Raw genomic sequence first — 26,701 nt, 5'->3', positions numbered from 1 at the left:
ACTCCCTATCAGGAATCCATCATGAAAAAACTGCTCGCTTTTATCGCCGCCGCCGGCTTCTCGCTGTCCGCCGTTGCCGCTCCTGAAGTCTACGTCATCGATGGCAGCCACACTTTCCCCCGTTTCGAGTACACCCACATGGGTTTCTCGACGCAGCAAAGCCGTTTCAATAACACCACCGGCAAGGTCACGCTGGACCGCGCCGCCAAGACGGGCGCCGTCGAAGTGCTGATCGACACCAAGTCCGTCGATACGGGTTCGACCCTGTTCAACTCGCACATCCAGGGCGATGGTTTCCTTGAAACGGACAAGTTCCCGGTCGCCACTTACAAATCGACCAAGTTCAATTTTGACGGCGACAAGCTGGCGTCCGTGGATGGCAACCTGACCCTGAAAGGCGTGACCAAGCCAGTCACCCTGACCGTCACCTCGTTTGCCTGCGCACCGCACCCGATGCTGAAGAAAGACGCTTGCGGCGCCAACGCCACGGCCAAGATCAAGCGCTCGGAATTCAACGCCGGCAAATATGCGCCAGCTGTCAGCGATGACGTGACCTTGACGTTTGCCATCGAAGCCATTAAACAATAACTTTGTTGGCTGCATGATAAAAATGGCGGCGGACTTCGGTCCGCCGCCATTTTTTTATCTGCTTGCCCCTGCCATCACGACAAGTGATGCACCTGCTGCTGCCCATACACTGGGGTAGTCAAGCCCTCCATGCGCGCCTTAAGTTGCAGCGACAAGTATTGCGAGTAGTGGCGCGACTGGTGCAGATTACCGCCGTGGAACCACAGGGCTTGCTGCTGCGTAGGCTTCCACATATTGCGCTGTTCGCCTTCCCACGGACCGGGGTCCTTGGTGGTGGCGGAGCCCAGCCCCCATACCTTGCCCACCTTGTTGGCCACCTCGGGCGAGATCAGGTCGGCCGCCCAGCCATTCATGGAGCCGTAGCCGGTGGCATACACCACCAGGTCGGCCGGCAATTCCGTGCCGTCGGACAGTACGATGGAATGGGCTTTCAACTCTTGCACGCCGACGCCGCTTTTCAGCTTGATCTTGCCCTCGGCGACCAGCTCGGAGGCGCCCACGTCGATATAGTAGCCGGAGCCGCGGCGCAGGTATTTCATGAACAGGCCGGAATCGTCATCGCCAAAGTCGAGCATGAAGCCCCGTTCTTCCAGCCGTGCATAAAAGTTCGCATCGCGCTCGCGGATGGCCTTGAAGATGGGCTTCTGGAAGTCGGCCAATATCTTGTACGGAATCGAGGCAAACGTCAGGTCGGCCTTGGCCGTCGTCATGCCGGCCGCCAGCGCCCGTTCCGAGTACAGGTCGCCCAGCGCCAGGTCCATCAGCGAGTCGGACTTGACGATGTGCGTCGACGAGCGCTGCACCATGGTCACGTCCACGCCAGCTTCCCACAGGGCGGCGCAGATATCGTGCGCGGAGTTGTTCGCGCCGACCACCACCACTTTCTTGCCCACGTAGGCGTCCGGCCCCGGATGCTGCGACGAGTGCTGCTGCTCGCCCAAGAATATGTCCATGCCCTTGAACTTCGGCATGTTCGCTTTGCCCGACATGCCGGTCGCCAGCACCAGCTGCTTCGGTTTCAGGGTGACGGGCTGGCCGTCGCGCAGCACCTGCACCGTCCACTCACCGGTGGCGTCATCAAAGCTGGCCGATTCGCAGCTGGTCGAACCCCAGTAATTGAGTTCCATCACCTTGGTGTACATTTCCAGCCAGTCGCCGACCTTGTCCTTGGGTGTGAAGACGGGCCAGTTGTCCGGGAAGGGGATGTAGGGCATGTGGTCGTACCAGACGGGGTCGTGCAGGCACAGCGATTTATAGCGCTTGCGCCAGCTGTCACCGGGACGCGCGTTTTTCTCGATGATGATGGTGGGGACATTGAGCTGGCGCAAGCGCGCACCGAGCGCGATGCCGCCCTGGCCGCCGCCGATAATGAGGCAATAGGGCTGGCGCGCGTAGCCCAGCTCCTTTGCTTCCTGCTCGCGGTTTTCCAGCCAGCTGCTGCGGTCTGTGCGCGCGCCATGTTCGGCGCCCATGGGCCGCCGGCCGCCCTTGGCTTCTTCAAAGCCTTTCAATTCGCTCATGGTGGTGAGCAGGGTCCAGATCTTGCCGTCACGGATGCGGAGGAAGCCCACGCCGCGCGCCACGTTCGTTTCCACCGTGATCCAGCTTTGCAGCACGCCGCCGGCTTCCACTGCATGTTCGCCGTCGGCGATGCGGATGGAGACCGGTTGCACAGGGCCCAGTTGGGCGGCCAGCATGGCGGCGATCTGTTCGCGGCCTTCCAGGGTTTTCAGGTTCCAGGTAAACAGCACCAGGTCGCGCCAGTAGGCGTCCTGTTCGAACAGTTGCGCGGCGCCCGTGCTGTCGCTGGCGCGCAGCGCGCCTTCGAGCTGCTCCAGGATGCAGGCCACGGCCAGGTCGTGCGGGTTGATTTCGGTTTGCATCGTGTCTCCTCCAAGTCTGCTGACTTTATGATGGGATGCGGCTGTGTTGCCGCTGACGATGTTGTAACACTGGCGTTTTGGCGCCGCATCCTGCAGCGCAGCATGGCGGCGCTTGAGACGGAAGTCTCAGTGTGCTTATTGCTTCATTACGCTTCATTGCCGGTGCGGCGCCACAATGTGCAGCTGCTTGAGGCGCCGGTACAGGGTGGCGCGCGAGATGCCCAGCATGGCAGCTGCTTGCAGCGGGCGCCATTTGGCGGCATGCATGGCGTTGACGATGTGCGTGCGCTCGGCCAGCTCCGGCGGCGTGTAGGTCACCGCATTTTGCGCGACGGGCGCCTCGCGTGTGGCGCGCAGGCGCGTGCTGGCCTGGCGCAGCGGCGCGCGCACGCGGGCGTGCAGCCAGGTGCTGCCGCCCGCCAGGCGCAGGGATAGCAGATTGTGCCCCGCGCGCGCATCGAACAGCCGTTCGGCGCGCACTTCCAGCACCTCGGCGACGGGGCGGGGTAGGCCAGCAAGACCCCCGATGACGTCGCGCGCGCAGCGGTTGGCAGCGACGATATTGCCATGTTCGTCGATGGCCAGCAGCATCTCCGGCTGCACTTCCACGAAATGGCGGTTGCGGTGCGCCAGCAGGATGCAGCAATGGCTGTAGGACTTGAGAAAAAAACCGTCCTCGATCAGGGTCGCGCCCTGTCGCACCAACTGCTTGACCAGGCGCTGGCTGTCGCGTGCGTCGGGCGAGCTCAGTGCAGACGCATCGAGCACGCCGATCAAATCGCCGTGCGGCGAAAAAATCGGCGCGGCGCTGCAGGTCAGGCCCGTGAACGCGGCGCGAAAATGGTCGGTCTTGTGCACGGTGATGGCTTCGTGGTCCAGCAGTACGGAGGCGATGCCGCACGTGCCTTCTTCCTCTTCCGACCAGCATGAACCCGGATACAGGCCTGCCTTCTTGAAATCCTTGCGCTGGTCCGTGTCGACCACGTAGTCGATGGTCACGCCGCGCGCATTGGCGAGGATGACGCAGTAGCCTGCTTCGCGCACCATGGCGTGCAGGCGCGGCAGGCACTGGCCCGTGGAGCGCAGGAAGCCTTCCTCGGATTGCTGGATGGCGCGCAGTTCGGCGCCCGTCAGGATGCGCGGCCCTGTGGTGGAGGCGGGGTCGAGCCGGTAGTCGTCCAGCGAGCGCCGGTAGGACGAGGCCAGCCTGGCCGTGTCGGCTCCTGGATTGACGATACGGCCGGCGATCAGGTCGCGCACGCGGTCGATATGGCTGGTCTGGCGGACGTAGGGCATGGCGCTCTCCAGTGTCTCGTGTCTGGTTTTTATGGTGTTTTAGTTTGTAGCACGAAGCACGGGGCAGCGCATCCTGCGCTGCAGCATGGGCGCGCGTGAGACTTTTGTCTCAGTGCTGGGTGCGCACAATAGGATGCTGCAGAACAAGATAAAAAGTTTCTCTGGTAGCATCCATCGCATGAAGCGAGCGCCGTTGCCGGTGCCAGCCACGACAGGAGAACATGTATGAAGACATCGCCACAAACCCGCTGCCTGGCCCTGGTCGCAGCCTGCATGGCACTGGCCGCCGGCGCTCATGCGGCAGCGCCGCTGTCAGCGACCGCCAGCGATCCGGCTGCATTGAAATGGATGCTGGGCGCGCCGCCGCCAGCCGATAAAATCATTCGCTTCGACGATGGCAGCTATTTCAATTTCCCCCAGCTGCGCTGGAGCGTGTCGCACTTCCGCCAGTTGATGCCGACGGTGGAGGTGTCGCGCGGCTTGAGAGCGCCTGTGCCTTTGCCGCGCGCGCTGCGCAAGGATATCGACAGCCTGCGCTTCACGCCTCTGGGTGCGAACGAAACCATGACCTGGGAGCAGTCGCTGGGCGCCAACTACACGGATGGCATCGTCGTGCTGCACCGGGGCCGCATCGTGTATGAACGCTATTTCGGTGTGCTGAAGGAAAGCGGCCAGCATGGCGCCATGTCGGTGACCAAATCCTTGATGGGGACCATCGGCGCGGCCCTGGTGGCCCAAGGCAAGCTCGATCCAGGCAAAAAAGTGGCCGAGTATGTGCCGGAACTGGCCGCGTCAGCGTTTGGCGACGCCACCGTGCACCAGGTGCTGGACATGACCACGGGCCTGAAATTCAGCGAAGATTACGCCGACCCGAAAGCGGAAGTGTGGCAGCACGCGGCGGCCGGCAGCCCGCTGCCCAAGCCCAAGGATTACACCGGGCCGCGCAGCTATTTCGAGTATCTGCAAACGGTGCAGCACGAGGGCAGGCATGGCGAGGCGTTCGGCTACCGCACGGTCAACTCCGACGTGCTGGGCTGGATCATCGCCCGGGTCACGGGGCAGAACGTCAACGCGTATTTGTCCGAGCATATCTGGCAAAAGCTGGGCGCCGAACAGGATGCCTACATGACGGTCGATTCGACCGGCACGCCGTTTGCCGGCGGCGGCTTGAATGCGGGCTTGCGCGACCTGGCCCGCTTCGGCGAGATGCTGCGCAACGATGGTCGCTACAACGGTCAGCAGATTTTGCCCAAGGCGGCTGTCGACGATATCCGCCGCGGCGGCGACAAGCAGCTGTTCGCCAAGGGGGGGTATGATTTGCTCAAGGGCTGGAGCTACCGCGACATGTGGTGGGTCACGCATAACGACCATGGCGCCTACATGGCGCGCGGCGTGTACGGCCAGCGCATCTACATCGACCCGAAGGCGGAAATGGTGATCGTGCGTTTCGCCTCAACGCCGACAGCGGCCAATGCGGCCAACGACCCGACCACCACGCCGGCTTTCGAAGCGCTGGGCAAGCTGCTGCTGGCCAAGCCGAAGTAAGCTGCCGGGCGGGCCCGTGCCAGCCGTGCGGCGGAACGGGCACAACTGCAATACACTGTCCTTTTGTTATCACCGTTGCTTGAATGATCATTCAAGCAAGGTACGCAAGGGGAATGCACCGTGGAAACTAGCCAGCCGGACCAACCGCGCCCGCCGCTCTGGCGGCGCCTGCTGTGGCCGCTCGCCCAGCTAGGCTCGGCCTTCAAACTGACGGGCACGCATCTGCTGCACCACGTGATCGGCGCCAGCCTGATCGCCGCGCTGATGCTGGTGCTGGAAGGTTTTCATGTGCTCGAATGGCTCGATGCGGCCATGCTGCGCGCCAGTGCGGAACAGGGGCAGCTGCTGAACCGGGGCAAGGATCCGGGCGCCGCCTACCGGCCCGGCATCATTGAAATCGATGAGCCCGCGTTCGAACAGGTCTTCGACGAGCGCGAACCGCTGGAACGCACGCGTCTGGAGCAATTGATCGCCAGCGCCGCCGCGCGCGGCAGCAAGGTGCTGGCCATCAACCTGGACTTGGCTCCGGCCGTGTATGAACAGCACAAAGCGGGTGAGCGGCCGTTGGACCGCCTGCTCGACCGGCTGGCCGCCGATGGCCGGCAACTGGTGCTGATCCTGCCCGAACAATCGGACCGGAACGCGAACCTGCCGTGGATACGCGCGCGCTGCGCCGCCGGCATCCATTTTGCCAGCCCGCGGATCCGCGAACGCATGGGCGCCGTCACGCGCATCGAACTGAAAAGCCCCGTGCTGGCGGCCGTGGCTTTCGAGCTGGCGCATGGCGCCGACGAGCAGGAGCAGAAGCAGCCCATGCCGGCCGTCTTGTCGGAGCAAAAGGAAGTGCTGGCGCTGGCCGGTCGCGTGTGCCAGCTGGCGCAGCGCACGGGCAGCGAAAAGGAATTGGCGCGCTGGGCGTTCGAACCCGTCATCCGCGGCGACGCCAAGGAGGCGGCCGAACAGAACGCCGTCACCGCGCCGTTTCACCCGGCCGCCGTGGCGCCGCAATTCCTGAACCCCACGCGCACGCGCGTCAAACTGATCGATGGCCAGGCCGGCGTGGATGCCGGGGCACTGCGCAAGAACGTCGTGTATATCGGCAGCACCTATGACGTGCGCGACCGCTATACGACGGCCGAAGGCGAGCAGGCCAGCTTGCATCTGCATGCGGCCGCCCACACCTCGCTGGGCATCGGCACGGCCGACGTCAACAAATATGCGGTGTTCGTGGCCGATATCGTCATCGGTGTGTTGCTGGGTTGCCTGTTCGGCGGCCTGTGGACCTTGTACGGGCGGGCCGAGCTGGCCATCGACCAGCGCATGGCCGATCACGATTTCAGCCGCCTGCACCGCCTGGGCACCCTGGCGGAATTCTATGGCATTCGCCTGATGCTGGTGCTGGTGTGGGCCTCGCCGTTTGCCATCGGCGCGCTGGCCATTTACCTGTCGCGCGGCTTGCTCGAGCAGGGCTGGTGGGTCAACCCCGGCCCCCTGATCGCCGGCATGTTCCTGCACGCCATGTCGCTGCGCGACGAAGCCCACCATCCGCACGAGGAAGTGCCGGGCCTGTCCGTCTGGGCTCAGCTGCGCCGCACGCATCCGGGCATCGTGCTGGTGCAGGCGCCGCTGGCGCTGGTACTGCTGGTGGTGGCGCTGGTGTAGGGCTGGAAGCCAATCACCCGATCAGCTTCAACCCCGGCGGCAGCGCCTCGCCCAGCATGCGTTTGGTAGCCGCTTCGTCCAGCTGCGTCACTTCACCGACCGTCGCCTGCCACAGGGGCGGGGCGCCTACAGCTTTCAGGCGGGCGAGGATGGTGGCCCGTAGCTCGTCTGCAATGTCGCGCGAGCGGTCGCCCGTCATGCGTGCCAGGTGGGTGGCGGCGAAGGCGGCCGGTTCAATTTTTTTCCAGTCCAGCGCCAGCAGCACGTGCAGCCACCCGGCCACGGTGGCGCTGTCGACCACTTCATGCGCGCTGCCGTGGAAGGGCTGGCGCGCGCCGACTCTGGCCAGCGCCCACAGGGTATTCGTATCCGCCGCTTCGCCTTTCTTGTCGGCCTTTTCCAGCCGCTTGATCAGCCAGGCGCCCACTTCGGCCTTGTAGGCGCCGGGGATGCGCTCCAGCGAGGCGCCCAGGCGCAGCATGTCGTCGTCGCTGCCGTCGACCAAGGTGACGGGGCGGCTGCCGCGCTGCGCTGCATCGGCTTGCAGGTTGAAGGCGAAGTCGTCGAGCAGGCGCAACTGCTGCTGCGTGCTCAAGCCGCCAGCCACGCGACGCCACAGTGTCCACCATTCGGCGCACACCTGGTTGTCCTTGTGATGCTGGACGCCCGTGTCGAACAGGGCCCACAGCTGTTCGATGCGCCATGGGTCGAGCGCATCGCCGTAGCCTGGCCGCAAACAGTAGCCGGCCAGGTTCAGCCAGACACGTTCATGCTCGGCGGAGCGGCGCCGGCCACGGGCGCGCAGCAGGAGGGCATCGAACAGCTGGCGCAGCAATGGCGTATCCCAGCTCTCGCGCCCGCCCAGCCCCCGTTCCAGGTGCTGGCGCAGCTGGCGCACTTCCTTGGTGTCGACCTTTTGCGCCTTGCCGCCGAAGATGCGCTCGATCTTCTCGACCGCTTCCTTGATGCGTGGCGAAACGGCTTGAGCCTCGCCATCGCCTGGCTCTTCCTCGCCACCGCGCAACTGGAATTCCAGCAGCCAGCGCTGGCCGGCATCGGCATCGGCATCGGCATCGGCTTCGGCTTCGGCCACGCAATGCACTTCCAGGGTGCCCACTTCCGTCATGACGGTAGCCAGCTGCACGGTGATGTCACGCTTGTCGCTGGCATCGTGTTTATCGTGCAGCACACTGGCCAGTGGCGGCAGGCGCAGATACTCGCCGGCGCTCAAATCGACGATCTCGCCCAGTTGCGGCGGCGTGCCCGCCTCAAAGAGGGAAGTGGCCAGGTGGAAGCGCACGGGCCGGCCCAGGCGCAGCGCGAACAGCCGTTCCGTGAGGCGGATTTCCTCGCCGCTGGCGCTGCCACGCGGCAGGATGCACACGGCGCGCTTGTCCTTGCCCGCTTCTCCCAGCACGAGGAAATAGCTGCGCGGGGAACCGCCGGCTATGCGCGGCGCCTGGCCACGTCGCGCCAGCGCGTAGGCGACGGCGCCACGCGCCACGGCCACGTCGGGATTATCGTTGTGCAGGATGGTCAGGGGCTGACCCCGCCAGTGCGCCAGGGTTTCTGCCAGGCGTCGCGCCAGCGCGTCGGCGCGGAACACGCCGCCGTTCAGCAGCAAGGTGTCGGGCAGCGCACCCCGCAGTGCCCCTTGATGCTGCTGCAAAAAACTGGCCAGGTGGCGCGTGATGGCCGCGTCCTGCGCATATGGCAGGCCGAATTCGACGATGCCGGCGCGGCCCTTTTTCGCTATTTCGTTGAATTCAACCATCGGGAAAAAGCCGTCGACCACCATGGCCGCCACTTCCTCGCGCGTGATGTCGACGGAACGGCTGCCACCAATCAGGCGAGATCCCGCGCCCAGCAGGGTGACGGTGGCGCTCTCCGGCGCATCGTGCGACAGCAGCAGTTCTTTGGCGGCGCGGCAGCGTTCCATCAGTTGCGACAGCCGCGCGGCCGATAGCTTCATGCCGCCTTCCACGCCTTCCACGCCTGCCGCCATGCGCGTTTCCACCAGGTGGGCCAGCGCCAGGTCCATATTGTCGCCACCGAGTATCAAATGGTTGCCCACGCTGCTGCGCGTGAGCTGGGGTTCGCCATCGATATTGAAGGCCACATCGATCAGGCTGAAATCGGTGGTGCCGCCGCCCACGTCGCAGACTAAAATGCCGCGCGTATTGGCCAGGTCTGCGCGCAGGGTGGCGCGCCGGCGCTGCAAGAAATCGTAGAACGCCGCCTGCGGCTCTTCCACCAGACGCAAGGTGGGCAGCCCCGCCAAGCGGGCCGCTTCCAGGGTGAGTGCGCGCGCACCCTCGTCGAACGAGGCGGGGATGGTCAGCACCAGTTCCTGGTTTTCGAGGGGAGCATGCGGGAAGCGGTGATTCCACGCGGCGCGCACATAGGCGAGGTAGCTGGCGCTGGCCGCCACGGGCGACACCTTGGCCACGTCGGCGTCTGCGCCCCACGGCAGGATGGGCGCCTGGCGGTCCACGTTCGCATGTGATAGCCAGCTCTTCGCGCTGGTGACCAGCCGGCCCGGCACTTGCGCACCGAGCTGGCGCGCCATGGCGCCCAGCACGGGGTGCTCGGTGCTGGTGACATCGCCCTGCGGCCACGGCAGTTGCAGATCGCCCGCCGCCAGTTCGCCGGCAGCGGGGTGGTAGCGCAAGGACGGTAGCAGGGGGCGTGCGCCCACTTCGCCGGGGGCGAGCAGCTGCTCGATGGGGAGCAGCTGTATGCCCGCCTGCGCATCGGCCGCATTTGCATATGCCACCACCGTGTTGGTGGTGCCCAGGTCGATGCCGACCAGCCAGGCCGGCTGCACCTTCGCGCTGCGCATGCTTATTGCTGCGGCGTGCCGCGCACGTCGAATTCCACTTTCCAGCGCTCGGCGCCGTCAGGGGAAACGGCCAGGAGCTCCAGCGTGCCTGCTTCCGTGACGCGCGCATGCAGCTTGACTTGCACCACGTCGCCGGCCTGACGGCCTTCGGCGGACAGCGTCGCCTGGATTTCGCTCAGCTCCTGCAATTCATCGGGACCCCAGAAATCGAGCAAGTCGCCAATCTGGTCGTTGCGCCGCGTGGACGATGCGAAGAAGCGGAAGTGCACGGGCTCGCCCACCACCAGGCCGAATTGCTGGCCAGGCAGTTCCAGTTCGCTGCCTTCTTCCATGCCGAACGGCGCCACACACAGTGCCTGGATCGGCGGTTCCATGCCGGGGATGGCCGGCATGGCCGACTCGATGGCCACGTAGAAGGCACTGGCCGTGCCGCCGCGTATGCGCACGCCATGGCCACGCCGCACGTAGCTGTAATAGGCTGCGCCGCGCGCCACGGCCAGGTCCAGGTCGGCCCCGGCCAGCATGCGCGCCGGTTCCGCGCCTTCCAGGTACAGCCAGTCGTTGACGGTGGACATGATGCGCTGTACCAGCAAGTCCGACTTGAAGACGCCGCCGTTGAACAGCACGGCCGTCGGGTGCAAGAAGCTGGCGCCAGCCGCCTGGCGGCCCGCAAAGCCTTCCAGTTCGGCCGTCGCCGCCACTTGCCGGCCCAAGAACGCCGCCAGGTGGCGCGTGATGGCCGCGTCCTGCGCATATGGCAAGCCCAATTGCGTCAAGCCGGCGCGCGTGCGCACGGCAGGGCGGCTCGATGCTTCCACTTGCGGGAAGAAGCCGTCGAGGATGAAGGTGGACACTTCCGCGCGCGTCAGTTCCGTGCGGATGGAGCCGCCGATCAGTTTCGAGCCACGGCTCGGCACGACAATCGGTGCCACATCGAGGCCGCTGTCGGCCAGCAGGCTTTCCTTGGCGCTGCGGCAGCCGTAAGTGAGTGCGCGCATTTGCCAGGCATCGAGCTGGGTGCCGTTGGCGGCCAGCTTGCGCGCCACCAGGTGGGCCAGGGCCAGGTCCATATTGTCGCCGCCCAGCAGGATGTGTTCGCCCACGGCCACGCGGTGCGGTTCCAGCACGCCGTCGCGTTCGAGCACGGCGATCAGCGAAAAGTCGCTGGTGCCGCCGCCCACGTCGACGACCAGAATGATGTCGCCCGGCCTGACTTCCTTGCGCCAGCGCCCTTCGCTGGTCTGTATCCAGCTGTACAGGGCCGCTTGCGGCTCTTCCAGCAGGGTGAGCGAAGTGTAACCGGCCGCCTGCGCCGCTTCCATCGTCAGCTCGCGCGCGGCCGGATCGAAGGACGCGGGGATGGTCACGGTGATTTCCTGCTGCGCGAACGGCGCTTGCGGGTGGGCGTTGTCCCAGGCCTGGCGCAAGTGTGTCAGGTAGCGCGTGGCGGCCGTGATCGGCGAAATGCGCGCGACTTCGGCCGGCGCGTCGTTCGGCAAAATCGCCGCGCGGCGGTCCACGCCCGGGTGGCACAGCCAGCTTTTCGCGCTGGAGACCAAACGAATCGGCGTGGTGGCGCCGCGGCTGCGGGCCATTTCGCCGACGACGAACGGCGCTTCCGCTTCCTCGGTGACCCAGGGCAGGGCCAGGTCGCCCGCCGCCACTTCATCGGCGTGCGGCAGATACACGAACGATGGCAGCAGCGACAATTCCTCTACCGTGCCCGGCGCCGACAATTGTGGCACTTTCAGCACGCCGTGGCTGGACTTTTCGCCGTCGCTCTCGATCAGGTTCACATATGACAGGGCGCTGTGGGTGGTGCCCAGGTCGATGCCGATGGCGTAGCGCGGGGTAGGGTTGACGGTATCGCTCACAGTTCCACCTCGGCCGGGGCCAGGATGGCGGCGTCGTGCTGCTCGCTCAGTTTCGGCAGACGCACGCTGGCCGCGCGCCAGCCGCGGTGGCTCAGGGTGCCTGTGAATGGGGCCGAGCCGACGACGTTGCCCGTCAGGCGCACGCTGGCCGAGTCAAAGCCTTCCTGCAGGACGATGCGGCTGCCTTCGGCTTCCTGGCGCACGGCCTCGATGGTGAAATACTCGCGCATGACCTTGGCGCAGCCTTCGTGCACCACGCGGGCAGCCGCGCCGATGTCGGCATCGGCATGGCTGCCCAGGTTTTCCTGGGTGAAGTCGATCAATCGCGCTTCGCGTTGCAGCAGGGCCAGCAATTGCAGGGCCGCGTCCGGCGTGGCCTCTTTCAAAATGACGGGCGCGGCGACCGGCGTCGGCACGGGGGCTGGCGCTGGGGCCGGAGCCACTGGCGCCACGGGGGCGGCCTCGGGCAAGGACAGTTTTTCCACGCGGGCTGCATAGGCAGCGTCCGACAGGGTGCTGAAGAAGGCGCCGAAAGCCAGCGGGACGCGGCGCCAGAACGATGGGTGGGACGATGGTGTGCTCATGGGAACTCGTTTCTCTGATCTGTAGGGTGGCGTCGGCGGCGCGCCGGGTGGCGGGGCCGCTTCGCAGGGTAGTGCAAGTGCCGCGCCAATATGGCCGGCTGCGTTTGCCCGCATGATACCAGCTACGGCGTCGGCGCCAAAGTCGCCGCCCCTGTTTCAGCTTGCCTGCGGCGTGGATTTTCTTTGTTCCTGCGCAAGGAAACGTTCGATTTCGGCCTGCTTCGACTAGAATCGCGCATTATCTTTTTGCATGACCTTGATGCCATGTCTACCGACTTTTCTCCCGACTTTTCCATATATCTAGCCAGCAGCACCTACATAGACAGCGACCATCCGGCCGTGCGCGCCAGGGCGGCCGCGCTGGCGGCTGGGGTAGCGGGCGATATGTCGGGCGATGCCGCCATCGCGGCCCGCTGCTTTGCCTTCGTGCGCGACGAGATCGCCCACAGCTGGGACTACCAGCGCAATCCCGTTACCTGCCACGCTTCCGACGTGTTGCAGCATGGCACGGGCTATTGTTATGCGAAGAGCCATCTGCTGGCCGCGCTGCTGCGCGCCAACGGCATTCCTGCCGGCCTGTGCTACCAGCGCCTGGCCGTCGGTGAAGCGGGGCCGCCGTTTTGCCTGCATGGCTTGAATGCCGTGTACTTGCAAGAGTTTGGCTGGTACCGCATCGATGCGCGCGGCAACAAGCCGGGCGTCGCGGCCGCCTTCACGCCACCGCAGGAACAGCTGGCCTTTCCCGTGCTGGCGCCCGAAGAGCGCGATTTGCCGGAAATCTGGCCGGCACCGTTGCCGCAGGTGGTGGCTGCGCTGACCGGCTATGCGACCGTGCAGGACGTGGCGGCGCATTTGCCCGATGTCGAGATGCTTCCGCTTAGCAAATAATCCAAAGAAAGAAATCATGAAAAAAATCTCTATTAGTCTGATTGGCCTGTTGCTGCTGGCCGGTTGCGGCAGCAAGGGCGAGAGCGGCGGGCAATCGAGCGCCGCGCGCCTCGATGGCAAGGAAAAGGGCAGCGAGTTTCTTGCCTACGAACACAATGTCAGCGTCGATACGCACGAGGCGCAAGTGCGGCCCCTGTATGAAAAAGTGGTCGCCGCCTGCAAGGCCGATACGGAAAATGGCTGTTTTCTGCTCGATTCCAGCGTCGACGGCGGCCGTTACGTGCACGCACGCATCAGCATGCGCGCCAAACCGGCCGGCATCAAGAAGCTCGTCGCGCTGGTCGCGGCCGAAGGCGACGTCACCAGCCAGGGTACCAAGGTAGAAGACCTCGGTCGTCCTGTGCTCGACAGCAAGAAACGCCTGGAAATGCTCAAGCAGTACCAGGCGCAGCTGCAAGACCTGGAAAAACGCTCAGGCGCGAACGTCGATGCCTTGATCAAGGTGACCAAGGAACTGGCCACCGTGCAAGTGGAACTGGAGCAGGCGACAGCGGCCAATGCGCTGTTGATGCAGCGCATCGATACGGACTTGCTGAACGTGGCCATCAGCGCCGAAGGCAAGCAATCGTTCTGGCGGCCCGTCAAGCGCGCGCTGGGCAATTTCACGGAAAACCTGTCGCAAGGCGTGGCCAACGCCATCACGGCCATGGCCTACATCCTGCCGTGGCTGATCGCTTTCGTGCTGCTGTTCCCGCTGGGCCGCAAGGGCTGGCGCCGCCTGCGCGGAGTGCCGCGCAAGAATTGATGCGCAACGCTTGATGCACAAGGATTGATACACAACGCTTGATACACAACGCTTGATGCGCCCGGCGCACCGTTTTACGGCAATTTGAAACCTGGCTGCACAGTCCTTGTGCAGCCAGGTTTTTTTTCGTGCGGCGTTGGCAGCGTGCACCATGGCGGACGTCTGCTGGTGCTGGCATGCATTCTGCTTTAACAACATCGTATGCCCAGCTCGACCCCCACGAACCCATCACAGGAGTCTCCATGTCACGACGCATCATCCTGAAAGCGGCCGCCGCCGGCGCACTGGCCCTGGCCACGTCCACTTACCTGCAGGCAGCCCTGGCCGCCGATACCATCAAGGTGGGCATCTTGCACTCCCTGTCGGGCACCATGGCCATTTCCGAAACGTCGCTGAAAGACGTGGCCCTGATGACGATCGCCGAGATCAATGCCAAGGGCGGCGTGCTGGGCAAGAAGCTGGAAGCCGTCGTCGTCGATCCCGCGTCGAACTGGCCTTTGTTTGCGGAAAAAGCGCGCCAGCTGGTGGCGCAAGATAAAGTGTCCGTCGTGTTCGGCTGCTGGACATCCGTGTCGCGCAAGTCGGTTTTGCCGGTGTTCAAGGAACTCAACAGCCTGCTGTTTTATCCGGTGCAATACGAGGGCGAGGAGCTGGAAAAGAATGTGTTTTATACGGGCGCCGCGCCGAACCAGCAGGCGATACCTGCCGTCGAATACCTGATGAGCAAGGATGGCGGCGGCGCCAAGCGCTTCGTGTTGCTGGGCACGGATTATGTGTATCCGCGCACCACCAACAAGATCCTGCGCGCCTTCCTGAAAAGCAAAGGCGTCAAGGATAGCGATATCAGCGAGGTCTACACGCCGTTCGGCCACGCCGACTATCAAACCATCGTCGCCAACATCAAGAAGTTTTCCACGGGCGGCAAGACGGCCGTCATTTCCACCATCAATGGCGATTCGAACGTGCCGTTCTACAAGGAGCTGGGTAATGCGGGCTTGAAAGCCACGGACGTGCCCGTCGTCGCGTTTTCCGTCGGCGAGGAAGAGTTGCGCGGCATCGATACCAAGCCCTTGCTCGGTCATCTGGCGGCCTGGAATTATTTCGAATCCGTCAAGAATCCTGCGAATATGGCCTTCATCAAGCAGTGGAAGGCGTATGCGGTGGCGAAAAAGTTGCCGAACGCGGGTTCCGTGGTGACGAACGACCCCATGGAAGCGACCTATGTCGGCATCCACATGTGGGCGCAAGCGGTGGAAAAAGCCAAGTCGACGGAGACAGACAAGGTGATCGCCGCCATGGCCGGCCAGAGCATGAAAGCACCATCGGGCTTCACCTTGACCATGGACGCGACGAATCACCATTTGCACAAGCCCGTGATGATCGGCGAGATCAAGGCCGATGGGCAATTCAATGTCGTGTGGAAAACCAAGGAAGCAATACGCGCACAGCCGTGGAGCCCGTATATCAAGGGCAATGAGGGTAAGCAAAAGCTGTAAAAGCAACGCCTGCGCCATCGGGCATGCGTCCGGTGGTGCTGACCATCAACGCTTTCCCGGGGTATCAATGAGGCTATTCACATCGCTGCTGGTCTACGCCTGCCTGTGCCTGTCATCCGTGGCGCAGGCCGCCATCCCTCCTGACCTGCTGAAACCGCTGTCCGGCGACGACCCCGACACCAGGGTCGCTGCCGTCGCCCAGATCGCCGCGCTGGCCACACCCGAGGCCGCCCGCGTGCTGCAAGCCTTGCAGGATGACAGCCTGTATGCCACGCCCGATGGCAAGGTGTATATCGTCGACGGCGAGCAAGCCTACGATCCGGCAAGCGGCAAGACTGGTCCGGTGCCGGACGGCATCGATGGCGTGATGGTCAACAACCGCTTGCGCGCGGCCGTGGCGGGTGCCTTGTCGGGCTTGCAGTTGCTGGCGCCGGAACGCAGCGCCCGGCTGGCCGCCGCGCAAGCCTTGCAAAAGGCTGTTGATCCCGCGCAAATCCCCCTGATCCGCACCGCCCTGGGGCGGGAAAGCGATGCTGACATTCAACAGATATTGCAAGTGCTGATCGCCAGCGCCAACCTGCAGGCACCCGATGCCGCCACGCGCAAGCAAGCCGTGCAAGCGCTGGCCGGCAGCAGCGATGCGCGCTTGCTGCCCGTGCTGCAAGCCATGCTGGAAACGGGGTCTGACGGCATGGCTGGCGAGCCCGATGAAGCCGTGCAACTGGCCGCCATCGAGACCATGCGCCAGATCAAGGCAAGAGTGTCGCGCATGGAATTCGCCGGCAATGTGTTCTACGGCATTTCGCTGGGCAGCGTGTTGCTGCTGGCCGCGCTGGGGCTGGCCATCACGTTTGGCTTGATGGGCATCATCAATATGGCGCATGGCGAACTGCTGATGATAGGCGCTTACACGACCTATGTATGCCAGCTGTTTTTCCGCACCTACCTGCCCGGCATGCAGGATGCGTACCTGCTGGCTGCGCTGCCTGCCGCTTTCTTTGTCGCCGGCCTGGTGGGCGTGGTGCTCGAACGCACGGTGATCCGCTGGCTGTATGGGCGGCCACTGGAAACCCTGCTGGCCACCTGGGGTATCAGCCTGATCCTCATGCAGACGGTGCGCACGATCTTTGGCGCGCAAAACGTGGAAGTGGCCAATCCCGCCTGGATGTCGGGCGGCGTCACCGTGCTGGGCGGCCTCGTGCTGCCGTACAACCGGCTGGCCATTATCGCCTTTGCCATCGTCGTGGTGGTGGCCGTGTGGTTGATCCTGAACAAGACGCGCCTGGGCCTGTTCGTGCGGGCCGTTATGCAAAACCGTCGCATGGCCGATTGCGTGGGCGTGGCCACGGGCAGGGTCGACATGCTGACCTTCGGCCTCGGTTCCGGCATCGCGGGGCTGGGCGGCGTGGCCCTGTCGCAACTGGGCAATGTGGGTCCGGACCTGGGGCAAAGCTACATCGTCGATTCCTTCATGGTGGTGGTGCTGGGCGGCGTGGGCCAGCTGGCCGGCACCGTGATCGCCGCGCTGGGCCTGGGCGAAGTGAACAAATTCCTCGAACCGGTGGCGGGGGCCGTGCTGGCGAAGATTGCCATTCTGGTGTTCATCATCATCTTTATCCAGCGCCGGCCGCAGGGCCTGTTTGCCATGAAGGGACGCAGCGTCGAATGATTACCTCACTCCGTGTCAATGAGGGCCTGTTTCCCCGGCCCGTCTGGCTGGCCATTGCCGTTTGTACTGTGCTGGCGGCGCTGTTGCCGATTTTTAATCTGGCGTTTGCCGAAGGGCATGCGCTGCACGTGTCCGCCTACACGGTGGCGCTGGTGGGCAAGTTCATGTGCTACGCGCTGGCCGCGCTGGCGCTGGATCTCGTCTGGGGCTACACGGGTATCCTGTCGCTGGGACACGGCGTGTTCTTTGCCCTTGGCGCGTATGCGCACGGCATGTATCTGATGCGTGCCATTGGCGATCAGGGCCAGTACCACAGCAGCTTGCCCGATTTCATGGTCTTTCTCGACTGGAAAACTTACCCATGGTACTGGGCCTTCACGGAACATTTCTGGTATTGCATGGCCCTCGTCGTGCTGGTGCCGGGCGTGCTTGCCTTCGTGTTTGGCTACTTTGCGTTTCGCTCGCGCATCAAGGGCGTGTATTTTTCCATCATCACGCAAGCGATGACGTATGCCTTCATGCTCTTGTTCTTCCGCAATGACACCGGCTTTGGCGGCAACAACGGTTTCACGGATTTCAAGACCATTCTCGGCCATAGCGTCACGGCGCCCGCCACCCGGGCCGTGCTGTTCCTGTTGACCCTGGCGATCCTGCTAGCGGCGCTGGTGGGGGCGCGCGCCATCGTCCGCTCGAAGCTGGGCCGGGTGCTGCAGGGCGTGCGCGACAGCGAGGCACGCTTGATGTTTCTTGGCTATAACCCGCTGTGGTTCAAGCTCTTTGTGTGGACTTTGTCGGCCATGCTGTGCGGCATCGCCGGCGCCCTGTACGTGCCGCAGGTGGGCATCATCAACCCGTCCGAAATGTCGCCTGCGAACTCCATCGAGATGGTCGTGTGGGTGGCCGTGGGCGGGCGCGGCACCTTGATCGGCCCCATCCTGGGCGCTTTTACCGTCAATGGCTTGAAAAGCTGGTTCACGGCCGCCTTGCCGGAACTGTGGCTGTTCGCGCTGGGCCTGCTGTTCATCGTCGTTACCCTGTTCATGCAGCAAGGCATGCTGGGCGTGTTGAAGAAGCTCAAACGCAAGGCCGTCGTGGCAGAGGAGACAGCATGAGTATCCGCATGTTGCCCGGCATGGCCAGCGCCGAAGCGGGCGCCACCTATTCCCGCGTGAAAGGCGAGGGTGTCGATACGACGCATGGCGCGATTTTGTATCTGGAAGATATCAGCGTGTCGTTCGACGGCTTCAAGGCCATCAACAAGCTGAGCCTTGATATTTCCGTGGGCGAATTGCGCTGCATCATCGGCCCTAACGGGGCGGGCAAGACGACCATGATGGATGTGATCACGGGCAAGACGCGGCCCACATCCGGCACGGCCTGGTTCGGCCAGACCATGAACCTGGCGACCATGACGGAAGCGCAAATCGCCCACGCTGGCATCGGTCGCAAGTTCCAGCGCCCCACCGTATTCGAGCAGCATACGGTGTTCGACAACCTGGAACTGGCGATGAAGATGGACAAGCGCGTGGCACCCACCCTGTTTGCGCGCCTGACGTCGGAGCAGGAAGGCAAGATCGAATCCATATTGCGCTTGATACGCCTCAATGGCCACGAGGCGCGGCCGGCCGGTTTGCTGTCGCATGGGCAAAAGCAGTGGCTGGAAATCGGCATGCTCTTGATGCAGGAGCCGCAGCTGATTGTGCTGGATGAACCGGTGGCCGGCATGTCGGATGCGGAAACGGCGCGCACGGCGGAGCTGCTCAATGAATTGCGCGGCAAGCATTCCATCATGGTTGTCGAGCACGACATGGGTTTCGTCACGGAGATTGCCCAGCAAGGCATCGTCACCGTGCTGCATGAAGGGGCCGTGTTGGCGCAGGGGCGCATGGATGAAGTGCAAGCCGACGAGCGGGTCATCGAAGTCTATCTGGGAAGGTAATCATGCTCGAAGTGCAACAATTAAATCAATACTATGGTTCTTCGCATACCTTGCGCGGCATCAATTTGTCGGCGCGCAAGGGGGAATGCCTGGCCTTGCTGGGGCGCAATGGCGTGGGCAAGACGACCTTATTGAAATGCCTGATGGGCGTGTTGCCCGTGGCGCAGGGCAAGGTGGTGCTCGATGGCCGCGATATCACCAGGCTGGCGCCGCATGCGCGGGCAAAGCTGGGCATGGCATATGTGCCACAGGGGCGCGACATCTTTGCGCGCTTAACGGTCGAGGAAAACTTGCTGATGGGCTTGGCCGTCAAGACGGGCAGGCACGCTACACGCATCGATCCCCAGGTGTATGCGTTGTTTCCGGTATTAAAAGAGATGCTGCAGCGGCGTGGCGGCGACTTGTCCGGCGGACAACAACAGCAGTTGGCCATCGCCCGCGCCTTGCTGGCCGAGCCACGGCTGATCATTTTCGACGAACCGACGGAAGGCATCCAGCCGTCCGTTATCAAGGATATCGGCCGCGTCATTTCCTTGTTGAAACAGCGCGGGGACATGGCCATCGTGCTGTGCGAACAGTATTTCGACTTTGCCCGCGAACTGGCCGACGAATTCATCGTGCTGTCGCGCGGCAGTGTCGTCGCCAGCGGTAAGGCAGAACAGATGGATGGCGACGAGGTGAAGCGCCACCTGGCCGTGTAGGCTTACACCAGCTGCAGCCAGCCCAGCACGGCGCCGGCCCCCAGCAGCCACAATAAATGGAGCTTCGTGCGCCAGATGATGATGCCGGCCACGATGGACAGGCTCCACAAGGGCCAGTCCGTGCGGATGTCGTGATTGGCGCCGCCCAGTATCATGCCGGTGGAAATCAGCAGGGCCACGACGATGGGCGCCATGCCCTGCTTGAAGGCGCGCACGGGGCGCAAGTCGCGGTTGCGGTAGCCCCACTGGGCTGCCACGTAGGTGAGGGTGGTGCTGGGCAGCATGATGCCCACCATGGTCACCAGCACGCCCAGGTACGCGGCCGTGTAGCTGCCCGCATTCATGCCCACGTTCCAGCCCATCAGGGCGACGAACAGCACGTTGGGGCCGGGCGCGGCTTGCGCGATGGCAATTGATTCATTGAATTGCGCCTGTGTCAACCAGCCGTGCTGCTCGACGAGGAAGCGGTGCATTTCGGCAGTGGTGGAAATGGCGCCGCCGATCGACATCAGTGACAGCATCAGGTAGTGGCCGAACAGGTTCAGCCAGTCGCCCGCGCTCAAGACCAGTTGCAAGGGCGGAGTCATGAGGACAGCTTTCGATAGGTTAGCAGGCAGGCTATGCCACCCAGGCCCAGCAGGATGTACAGCAGGGGCCAGCGGAAGATCGCCACCATCAGCACGCCCAGCACGGTGATGGACAAGGTCAGCCACAGGGGCAGCGGATGCTTGACCAGCGCGGCCGCCAGTTTCACGCCCGTGGCGGCGATCATGCCGGCCGAGACGGCCGCCATGCCGCGCAATGCACCCGCCAACTGCGGATTGTCGCCGAAGTGCGTGTACAGCACGCCCAGCAGCAGCACGATGACGAGGGGCACGGCCAGCATGCCGGCCAGCGCCGTCAGCGCGCCGCGCAAGCCGAAATAGCGCCCGCCCACCATCAGCGCCAGGTTGACAACATTCGGCCCCGGCATGATTTGCGCCACGGCCCAGTCTTCCAGGAATTCCTCTTGCGTCAGCCAGCGCTTGCGCTCGACCATTTCGCGCTGGATCACGGCCAGCACGCCGCCGAATCCCTGCAGGGCCAGCCAGGTGAACGAGAAGAACAGGTCGGCCAGCGAGGCGGGTTGCGGGCGGGGCAGGTCGGGCGGGAGGGCGGAAAGGGGGGAGGAGGGCATGGCTGATTATCGCCGTGGCCGATTGCGCTTGTCCATCGCTTTCGGCTCCAGTTGTGCCTGCAAGAAAAAAACCGCGGCTCATGTTTCCCTGCCATTGACATCGAGAGTTTATCAGCAATACTTTATCGACAACATGACCGCTGTTCCTGTCCGCGCTGGCGCAGTTCGCACCGGTATGTCGTCTCCGCCCCTCCTTCCCCCTTCGCAGGAGTTGTTCATCATGCCTAATTCCACAGAAACGCTGCATATGCCCGTCAAAACCGTGATGCTGCATGCCCGGCTCGATCAGAAGATGTCCGATATCGTCAACTTGGGCATCGCCGTGCAGGCTGCCTTCAGTACCTTGTGTGCACTGGAATACCTGAAGTCATACAATGTCTCCCCCGAATTGATCGAGCGCGTGCTGCTGCACCCGGAGCAGCGCCGCCAGACCGTGCACTGAGTGTCCGCACGGCAACTGTGTTGCCGGCAGCCCTAGTTTGATGTTGTCGGATTGATCATTACGGCTCAGTTATGCACAAATGATGGGTTAGCGAAACTGACGAAATAATTTTCTTGTGATTATGTGTGACTTTCTAAGTGCTTGATTTTAATGGTTTTTATTTCTGCTGTTTGATTGAGCAGTTTATTGAAAGCCGCACGGGCTGTGGCTTTGAGGCTTGTCAATAGGTCCTTATCCACAAAGATATCCACAGTCCGTGTGGATATCTGAAAAAGCGCTTAACAATCCGCCACTTAGGAAGTGGGGCCAGCCAGCGCATGCAATCGGGCAGCAAGATGGGACAAAATGGGGCGTGCCAGAAGCCTGTATGCCTATCCAGTGCTCTTGTTTTTATGACTGAAAGTAGCGGCGGACGGTCAGGGCGTGCCGCCGGCCGGTGCCGCTGGCGCGTCCCCGCACTGAGCCAGGGCGGCAGCGAGCTCGGCGACTTGTTGCTGCGCTTCGCGCAAGGTGGCGTAGGTGCGCAGCGAGGCAATCACGGTGGTAAACAATTTGCGCGTGGTCAGGTCGGTCTTGCACCAGAAATCGTTGATATCGTAGTCGATGATGATACGGTGTTCCAGCGCCTGGCCAGGCTGGCCCGTGCGCAGGATGATGCGCACGGCACTGTTGTGCAGGTCTTCGCGGACCTGGCGCGCCACTTGCAGCCCCGCATCTTGGGTTTCCATGATGACATCGAGCAGCACCACGGCGATATCGGGCGTGCTGCGCAGCAGGCTCAGCGCCTCGGCGCCCGAATAGGCGTGCAGAAAGCTCAGCCTGCGACCCTGGAAACTGGCCTGGCTGAGGGCGAATTTGGTCACCACATGCACATCGACGTCATCATCGACAATCAGCACGCGCCATGGCGCCGCGTTGGCGGAGTCTGCCGCCGCGTCTGCCCGCTCGGGTGGCTCGTCGATCAGCCAGTCGGGTTCATCCGCCCCCTTGGCGGTGCTATCGCTATCCATATTCATGCATTTATCCACCGTTGATCGTGCTCGCTCACTCCACACTATGCCAGTCTGCGGGGTTTGTCAAAACAATGCTGTTCAGACAAGACGGCCTGGAGCAAGATTGCAGATGCACAGCAAAATATATTTTCATGGTGGTCGAGTAACTTTGCGCTAGCGCAAAATCATGATTCTAAGTCATTGATTTCATTGAGGTAAAAAAATGCCTGTGAAATCAGCAAATTGTTGAAAGCCGCATCAATACTGGTGTTGCGGCTTGTCAAGAGGGGCTTATCAACAACTTTATCCACAGTTGCTGTGGATATCTAAAAGAGTCGTGCAAAAACCGTGGCTTAGCGCCCGTTCGTGCGGCAGGGTGGAAGCATTCATGCCGCAAGCCCAAGGCCGCCCAGCTGGGCAAAGGCGTGCAGGAAGCGTTGCTTGGCTTCGGCCGGACCCATGGCCTCGATTATACCGGGCAAGGGGGCGATGCCGTCAAGGTAAGCCCAGCGCTCGGCCGAGTGGGGCATCAGGTCGCGCTTTTCCGTGGCCAGCGCGATCAGGTCGGCTCGTTTGATGGGCGCGTAATCGGAAAAATCCAGGCCATAGGTGGCGGCGATGATGGCGCTGACCTTATCTTCCAGCACGGAAAATTCCGGCAACAACACTTTCAGGGGCTTCACCATATCACCCAGGTAGGCTTCTGCCGCGTCATGCAGCAGGGCGGCCAGGCGTAACTGGGGCGGTACCAGCTCGGCGACGATCAGGCTGTGCTGGGCGACCGAGTAAAACACTTGCGTCTGTCCATTGAAGCGGCACTGGTAAGCCAGCCCGTGAGCGATGTCTTCGATGGCGACCTTGTCGATATGCGGGCGCAAGGGATAAAAACGGTTGCCGGAATAGGTCGATACGTAGTCGGTAGTAATCATTTCTGGGTTAGCTCACCTGCTTTGCACGGATGATCCATCCTACACCGGATGGCCGCCACCTGCATTTCGCTTGTACTTTTCTCCTTTCTGCCGAGCCTATGCATCTTGGCAAACCCTTTAATTTATTTCATATCATTCATTGATCTTTCTCATACACTGTAGCAATCTTGTTTGAATGAAACTTAAAGGGGACAGGGCAATGACGGCGCAACCTTCGGCAAGACCTTCGTATATCTATCAGGGCGGTTCGGTGATGATGCACTCGCCGCTGCAATTGAAACAGTCGGAAATGTACGGCTATTTCGTCAGGGGCGATCTGGCGAAACTGCAAGCGACCGTGAATATCACTTTGAACCAGGTGGCGGGCCGCAAGATGACCCTGAAAGCCCTGTCGCCGTATGTGATGCTGACATTTACGCGCGTCAACCATGCGGATTCAAGCAACCCCGTCGACCAGGCCAAGGGCTGGATCACGGAAGTCGACATCGTTACCTGGATCATGGTCGGCGAGATGGATGCGGCGGGCAAGCTCGCGCATATCTATTGGTACCCGTGCCATATTTTTGTCGACGACGCCATGGCCCTGATCAACGGGCGCGAACTGTTCGGCTATCCGAAATACCTGTGCGAATACGACATTCCCGCCGCCGGCAGCGAGCCGCTGCGCTGTTCCGTCGCCGCCAAGGGTTTCCAGCATTTTTCGCCGGAAACCAAACTGGCGCTGCACCCGCTGCTGGAAGTCAATGCCACCGTGCAGACGGGGCAGCACAAGCCCGTCAACAGTTTCCTCGAACTGATCGAGCAAGCCTTTACGGTTTTCCTCTCCATCCCGGATTTCTTTGACATGGACCAGGCCGGCTGGGCCGATATCCTGTCGCTGCTGCGCAAGCCCCGCATCGACCAGATCTTCCTCAAGCAATTCCCCGACAGCGCCGGCGTGAAAGCCGTGTACCAGGCCCTGGTAGCCGCGCCGGCCGAGATCAACCGCCTGCACAGCGCGCGCCTGCTCGGTTATGAATACGAATGCACGCTGCATGCCTTCGACAGCTTTCCGCTGGACCAGACCCTGGGCTTGCAGCTGGGACCGCAGGCGGCGATATTGCCGTTCAATGTGAACTTCGATTTCACGGCCATGCCGGGCGAGGAACTGGTCGACAATTCCCGCATCACCCCGGAAAAGATCGCCATTCTGGGCGGCGGCGTGGCGGCCATGACCACCGCCTATTATCTGACGAAGCAGCCGGGCTGGCAAAACCAGCACGCCATCACCGTCTACCAGCTGGGCTGGCGCCTGGGCGGCAAGGGCGCCAGCGGGCGCAATGCGCAAGTGGGCCAGCGCATCGAGGAACACGGCTTGCACATCTGGTTCGGCTTTTATGCGAACGCCTTCAAAATGATCAAGGAAGCGTACGCCAGCCTGGAGCGTCCGCCCGGCGCCCCGCTGGCCACCTGGCGCGACGCTTTCAAGCAGCACGATTACGTGGCCCTGTCGGAAGACGTCAAGGGCCAGTGGCGCAACTGGTCCATCGTCTTTCCCACCTTGCCGGGCGAGCCGGGCGAGGGTGGCGAAGACATCACCCTGTGGCAGATGGCCATCGCCATGGTGGGCTGGATCGAGCAATGGATACGTCAGATCCGGCAAGTGGCGGACGCCGACGCGCGCATCGAGCGTGCCAGTGCCAGTGCCACCGCGGCGCCAGGCGGGGGCGTGTGGCCGGGTTGGCTGCGCCGCCTGGCCGATGAAGTGGTGGGGCAAGCCGATGAACTGGGCCTCGACGTGGGCCTGTCCGTGGGCGCGCTGGCAGCGCTGGTGGCCGACCTGGCGCCGGACTCCACGCGCCACGACCAGGCCCGCCACCAGCTGCTGGCCAGCACCCTGAACGGCATCCGCGCCTGGCTGCGCCTGCGTTACCGCGCCCTGATCGATGGCGACGATGAATTGCGCCGACTGTTCACCTGCCTGGACCTGGGCATCACCGTCATGAAAGGCATGTTCGAGGATGGCGTGTTCAAGAACGGCTTTGACGTCATCAACGATATCGACTTCCGCGCCTGGCTGAAAAAACATGGCGGCGACGAGCAGTTCAGCGTCAATTCGGCGCCCGTGCGAGGCTTTTACGACCTGGTTTTCGCCTACGAGGGCGGCGATTTTTCCAAGCCGAATATCGAGGCGGGCACCTTGCTGCGCTCGATGGCGCGCATCGGCCTGGCCTACAAGGGCGGCATCATGTTCAAGATGCAGGCCGGCATGGGCGACACGATTTTCACGCCGATGTACGAAGTGCTGAAAAAAAGGGGAGTGGAATTCAAATTCTTCCAGCGCGTGGAAGAACTGGTGCCGGGCGCGGGTGACATCGACAGCATCCACATCACGCAGCAGGTGCAATTGAAGGACCCGGCCGCCGGCTACGCGCCGCTGGTGGATGTCAAAGGCCTGGCATGCTGGCCCAGCGCGCCCGATTACGCGCAGATCGAGCCGGCCCAGGCGGCGCTGCTGCAAGCGCAGGAAGTCAACCTGGAATCGTACTGGAGCGACTGGCCGCAGCAGTACCAGCAAGCGTTCGGCCGCGCGCTGCCCGCCACGGTATTGAAGAAGGGCGTGGATTTCGACAAGGTGGTGTTCGGCATTTCCATCGGCTCGCTGCCCGCCCTGTGCCCGCAATTGCTGGCGCAAAGCCCGGCCCTGCAACTCGCGGCCGAGAAGGTAAAAACGGTGGCCACGCAGGCGTACCAGGTGTGGCTGAACAAAAACCTGGCGCAGATGGGCTGGACCACGCAGCCGAAAGGGCAACAGCCCGTGCTGTCGGCCTTCACTGAGCCGTACGACACGTGGGCGCCCATGGATCAATTATTGGCGCACGAAGACTGGCCGGCGGGGCTGGAACCGAAAAACGTCTCGTATTTTTGCAGCGCTTTTCCCGTCGATAGCTACCCGCCCGTCACCGACACGGGCTTTCCCGCCCGCTGCGCGGCCAGGGCCAAAGAGGGAGCGCTGCACCAGCTGGAGCGCGAGATCGGCGCGCTGTGGCCCGAGGCGGGCGCGCCGGGGGCGTTTCCGTGGCAATGGCTGGTCGACGCGAAGGCTGGCACGGGGCCGGCGCGCTTCGACAGCCAGTACTGGCGCGCCAATGTCGACCCGTCCGAGCGCTACGTGATGTCGGTGGTGGGCAGCACGCAGTACCGGCTGGCCACCGACCAGTCAGGGTTCAGCAACCTGTTCCTCACGGGCGACTGGATCAAGACGGGTTTGAACGCGGGTTGCGTGGAGGCGGCCGTGATGGCCGGCATGCAGACTTCGCGCGCCATGACGGGCTATCCGGCCGTGATCCAGGGCGAGACGGATTTCTAGCGATGTGCTTATCATGGCGTTTCATCGAGTCCTGCGCGAG

The 26,701-nt window shown here is 63.0% G+C and carries 21 protein-coding genes; 12 read left to right on the top strand and 9 right to left on the bottom strand.

Annotated elements, in window-relative coordinates; translation table 11 throughout:
• Positions 1-21: 21 nt before the first annotated feature.
• Positions 22-588 carry a YceI family protein gene (locus tag ACP7DE_RS01540; protein WP_426070434.1) on the top strand — a complete coding sequence of 189 codons (567 nt, stop codon included), beginning with the start codon at positions 22-24 and terminating at the stop codon, positions 586-588.
• A 74-nt stretch (positions 589-662) separates the two neighbouring features.
• Here the strand turns inward: ACP7DE_RS01540 and ACP7DE_RS01535 are convergent, their stop codons facing one another.
• Positions 663-2,471 (bottom strand): NAD(P)-binding domain-containing protein, encoded by a 1,809-nt coding sequence (locus ACP7DE_RS01535; protein WP_426070433.1) that lies wholly within the window; start codon positions 2,469-2,471, stop codon positions 663-665.
• 153 nt (positions 2,472-2,624) lie between these two features.
• Positions 2,625-3,767: a helix-turn-helix domain-containing protein gene (locus tag ACP7DE_RS01530; RefSeq protein ID WP_426070432.1), complete on the bottom strand. Its 1,143-nt coding sequence runs from the start codon at positions 3,765-3,767 to the stop codon at positions 2,625-2,627.
• A gap of 225 nt (positions 3,768-3,992) precedes the next feature.
• Here ACP7DE_RS01530 and ACP7DE_RS01525 point away from each other — a divergent pair, with 225 nt between their 5' ends.
• Positions 3,993-5,312, top strand: coding sequence for a serine hydrolase domain-containing protein (locus ACP7DE_RS01525; protein ID WP_426070431.1), 1,320 nt, complete (start codon positions 3,993-3,995; stop codon positions 5,310-5,312).
• A gap of 120 nt (positions 5,313-5,432) precedes the next feature.
• On the top strand, positions 5,433-6,974 hold the full coding sequence (locus ACP7DE_RS01520) for a CHASE2 domain-containing protein (protein ID WP_426070430.1): 1,542 nt from the start codon (positions 5,433-5,435) through the stop codon (positions 6,972-6,974).
• A 13-nt stretch (positions 6,975-6,987) separates the two neighbouring features.
• Here ACP7DE_RS01520 and ACP7DE_RS01515 read toward each other — a convergent pair whose 3' ends face one another.
• From ACP7DE_RS01515 to ACP7DE_RS01505, 3 genes are read right to left on the bottom strand one after another with little or no spacing between them, the layout of a single operon-like run.
• Positions 6,988-9,816, bottom strand: coding sequence for an Hsp70 family protein (locus ACP7DE_RS01515; protein ID WP_426070429.1), 2,829 nt, complete (start codon positions 9,814-9,816; stop codon positions 6,988-6,990).
• Between the two features lie 2 nt (positions 9,817-9,818).
• Positions 9,819-11,690 (bottom strand): Hsp70 family protein, encoded by a 1,872-nt coding sequence (locus ACP7DE_RS01510; protein WP_426070428.1) that lies wholly within the window; start codon positions 11,688-11,690, stop codon positions 9,819-9,821.
• Positions 11,687-12,274, bottom strand: coding sequence for a DUF2760 domain-containing protein (locus ACP7DE_RS01505; RefSeq protein ID WP_426070427.1), 588 nt, complete (start codon positions 12,272-12,274; stop codon positions 11,687-11,689). The genes ACP7DE_RS01510 and ACP7DE_RS01505 overlap by 4 nt, the downstream gene beginning before the upstream one ends.
• Before the next feature lie 264 nt (positions 12,275-12,538).
• On the opposite strand from ACP7DE_RS01505, the gene ACP7DE_RS01500 reads away from it, so the two are divergent.
• The 7 genes from ACP7DE_RS01500 to urtE all read left to right on the top strand — a co-directional run bounded on the left by ACP7DE_RS01500 (position 12,539) and on the right by urtE (position 19,772).
• A complete protein-coding gene (locus ACP7DE_RS01500) occupies positions 12,539-13,162 on the top strand; it encodes a transglutaminase-like domain-containing protein (protein ID WP_426070426.1) in 624 nt (207 codons plus the stop codon).
• A 16-nt stretch (positions 13,163-13,178) separates the two neighbouring features.
• A complete protein-coding gene (locus ACP7DE_RS01495; RefSeq protein WP_426070425.1) occupies positions 13,179-13,967 on the top strand; it encodes a DUF4349 domain-containing protein in 789 nt (262 codons plus the stop codon).
• A gap of 242 nt (positions 13,968-14,209) precedes the next feature.
• Positions 14,210-15,463 carry an urea ABC transporter substrate-binding protein gene (gene urtA, locus ACP7DE_RS01490; protein WP_426070424.1) on the top strand — a complete coding sequence of 418 codons (1,254 nt, stop codon included), beginning with the start codon at positions 14,210-14,212 and terminating at the stop codon, positions 15,461-15,463.
• A gap of 67 nt (positions 15,464-15,530) precedes the next feature.
• Positions 15,531-17,132, top strand: coding sequence for an urea ABC transporter permease subunit UrtB (urtB, locus tag ACP7DE_RS01485; RefSeq protein ID WP_426070423.1), 1,602 nt, complete (start codon positions 15,531-15,533; stop codon positions 17,130-17,132).
• Complete coding sequence (gene urtC / locus ACP7DE_RS01480; RefSeq protein ID WP_426070422.1) at positions 17,129-18,244, top strand: urea ABC transporter permease subunit UrtC; 1,116 nt, start codon at positions 17,129-17,131, stop codon at positions 18,242-18,244. The genes urtB and urtC overlap by 4 nt, the downstream gene beginning before the upstream one ends.
• Positions 18,241-19,071 carry an urea ABC transporter ATP-binding protein UrtD gene (urtD, locus tag ACP7DE_RS01475; protein WP_426070421.1) on the top strand — a complete coding sequence of 277 codons (831 nt, stop codon included), beginning with the start codon at positions 18,241-18,243 and terminating at the stop codon, positions 19,069-19,071. Before urtC ends, urtD begins: the two co-directional genes overlap by 4 nt.
• Before the next feature lie 2 nt (positions 19,072-19,073).
• Positions 19,074-19,772 carry an urea ABC transporter ATP-binding subunit UrtE gene (urtE, locus tag ACP7DE_RS01470; RefSeq protein ID WP_426070420.1) on the top strand — a complete coding sequence of 233 codons (699 nt, stop codon included), beginning with the start codon at positions 19,074-19,076 and terminating at the stop codon, positions 19,770-19,772.
• 2 nt (positions 19,773-19,774) lie between these two features.
• On the opposite strand, the gene ACP7DE_RS01465 is transcribed toward urtE, so the two are convergent.
• Positions 19,775-20,359 (bottom strand): chromate transporter, encoded by a 585-nt coding sequence (locus tag ACP7DE_RS01465; RefSeq protein ID WP_426070419.1) that lies wholly within the window; start codon positions 20,357-20,359, stop codon positions 19,775-19,777.
• A complete protein-coding gene (locus tag ACP7DE_RS01460; RefSeq protein ID WP_426070418.1) occupies positions 20,356-20,949 on the bottom strand; it encodes a chromate transporter in 594 nt (197 codons plus the stop codon). Before ACP7DE_RS01460 ends, ACP7DE_RS01465 begins: the two co-directional genes overlap by 4 nt.
• Before the next feature lie 220 nt (positions 20,950-21,169).
• Between ACP7DE_RS01460 and ACP7DE_RS01455 the strand changes: the two genes are divergently transcribed.
• Positions 21,170-21,391, top strand: coding sequence for a hypothetical protein (locus ACP7DE_RS01455; protein WP_426070417.1), 222 nt, complete (start codon positions 21,170-21,172; stop codon positions 21,389-21,391).
• Between the two features lie 416 nt (positions 21,392-21,807).
• Here ACP7DE_RS01455 and ACP7DE_RS01450 read toward each other — a convergent pair whose 3' ends face one another.
• Together ACP7DE_RS01450 and ACP7DE_RS01445 are read right to left on the bottom strand one after the other, a co-directional pair.
• Entirely contained in the window at positions 21,808-22,407 is a 600-nt protein-coding gene (locus ACP7DE_RS01450; RefSeq protein WP_426070416.1) for a hypothetical protein, read from the bottom strand.
• Between the two features lie 362 nt (positions 22,408-22,769).
• A complete protein-coding gene (locus tag ACP7DE_RS01445; protein WP_426070415.1) occupies positions 22,770-23,312 on the bottom strand; it encodes a phosphohydrolase in 543 nt (180 codons plus the stop codon).
• A gap of 199 nt (positions 23,313-23,511) precedes the next feature.
• Between ACP7DE_RS01445 and ACP7DE_RS01440 the strand changes: the two genes are divergently transcribed.
• Positions 23,512-26,661, top strand: coding sequence for an NAD(P)-binding protein (locus tag ACP7DE_RS01440; RefSeq protein ID WP_426070414.1), 3,150 nt, complete (start codon positions 23,512-23,514; stop codon positions 26,659-26,661).
• Positions 26,662-26,701: the final 40 nt, after the last annotated feature.

This window comes from Janthinobacterium sp. DSP2-3-3 (assembly GCF_049897325.1).
GTDB lineage: Bacteria > Pseudomonadota > Gammaproteobacteria > Burkholderiales > Burkholderiaceae_D > Janthinobacterium.
This window is presented reverse-complemented; position numbering and strand designations above follow the sequence as displayed.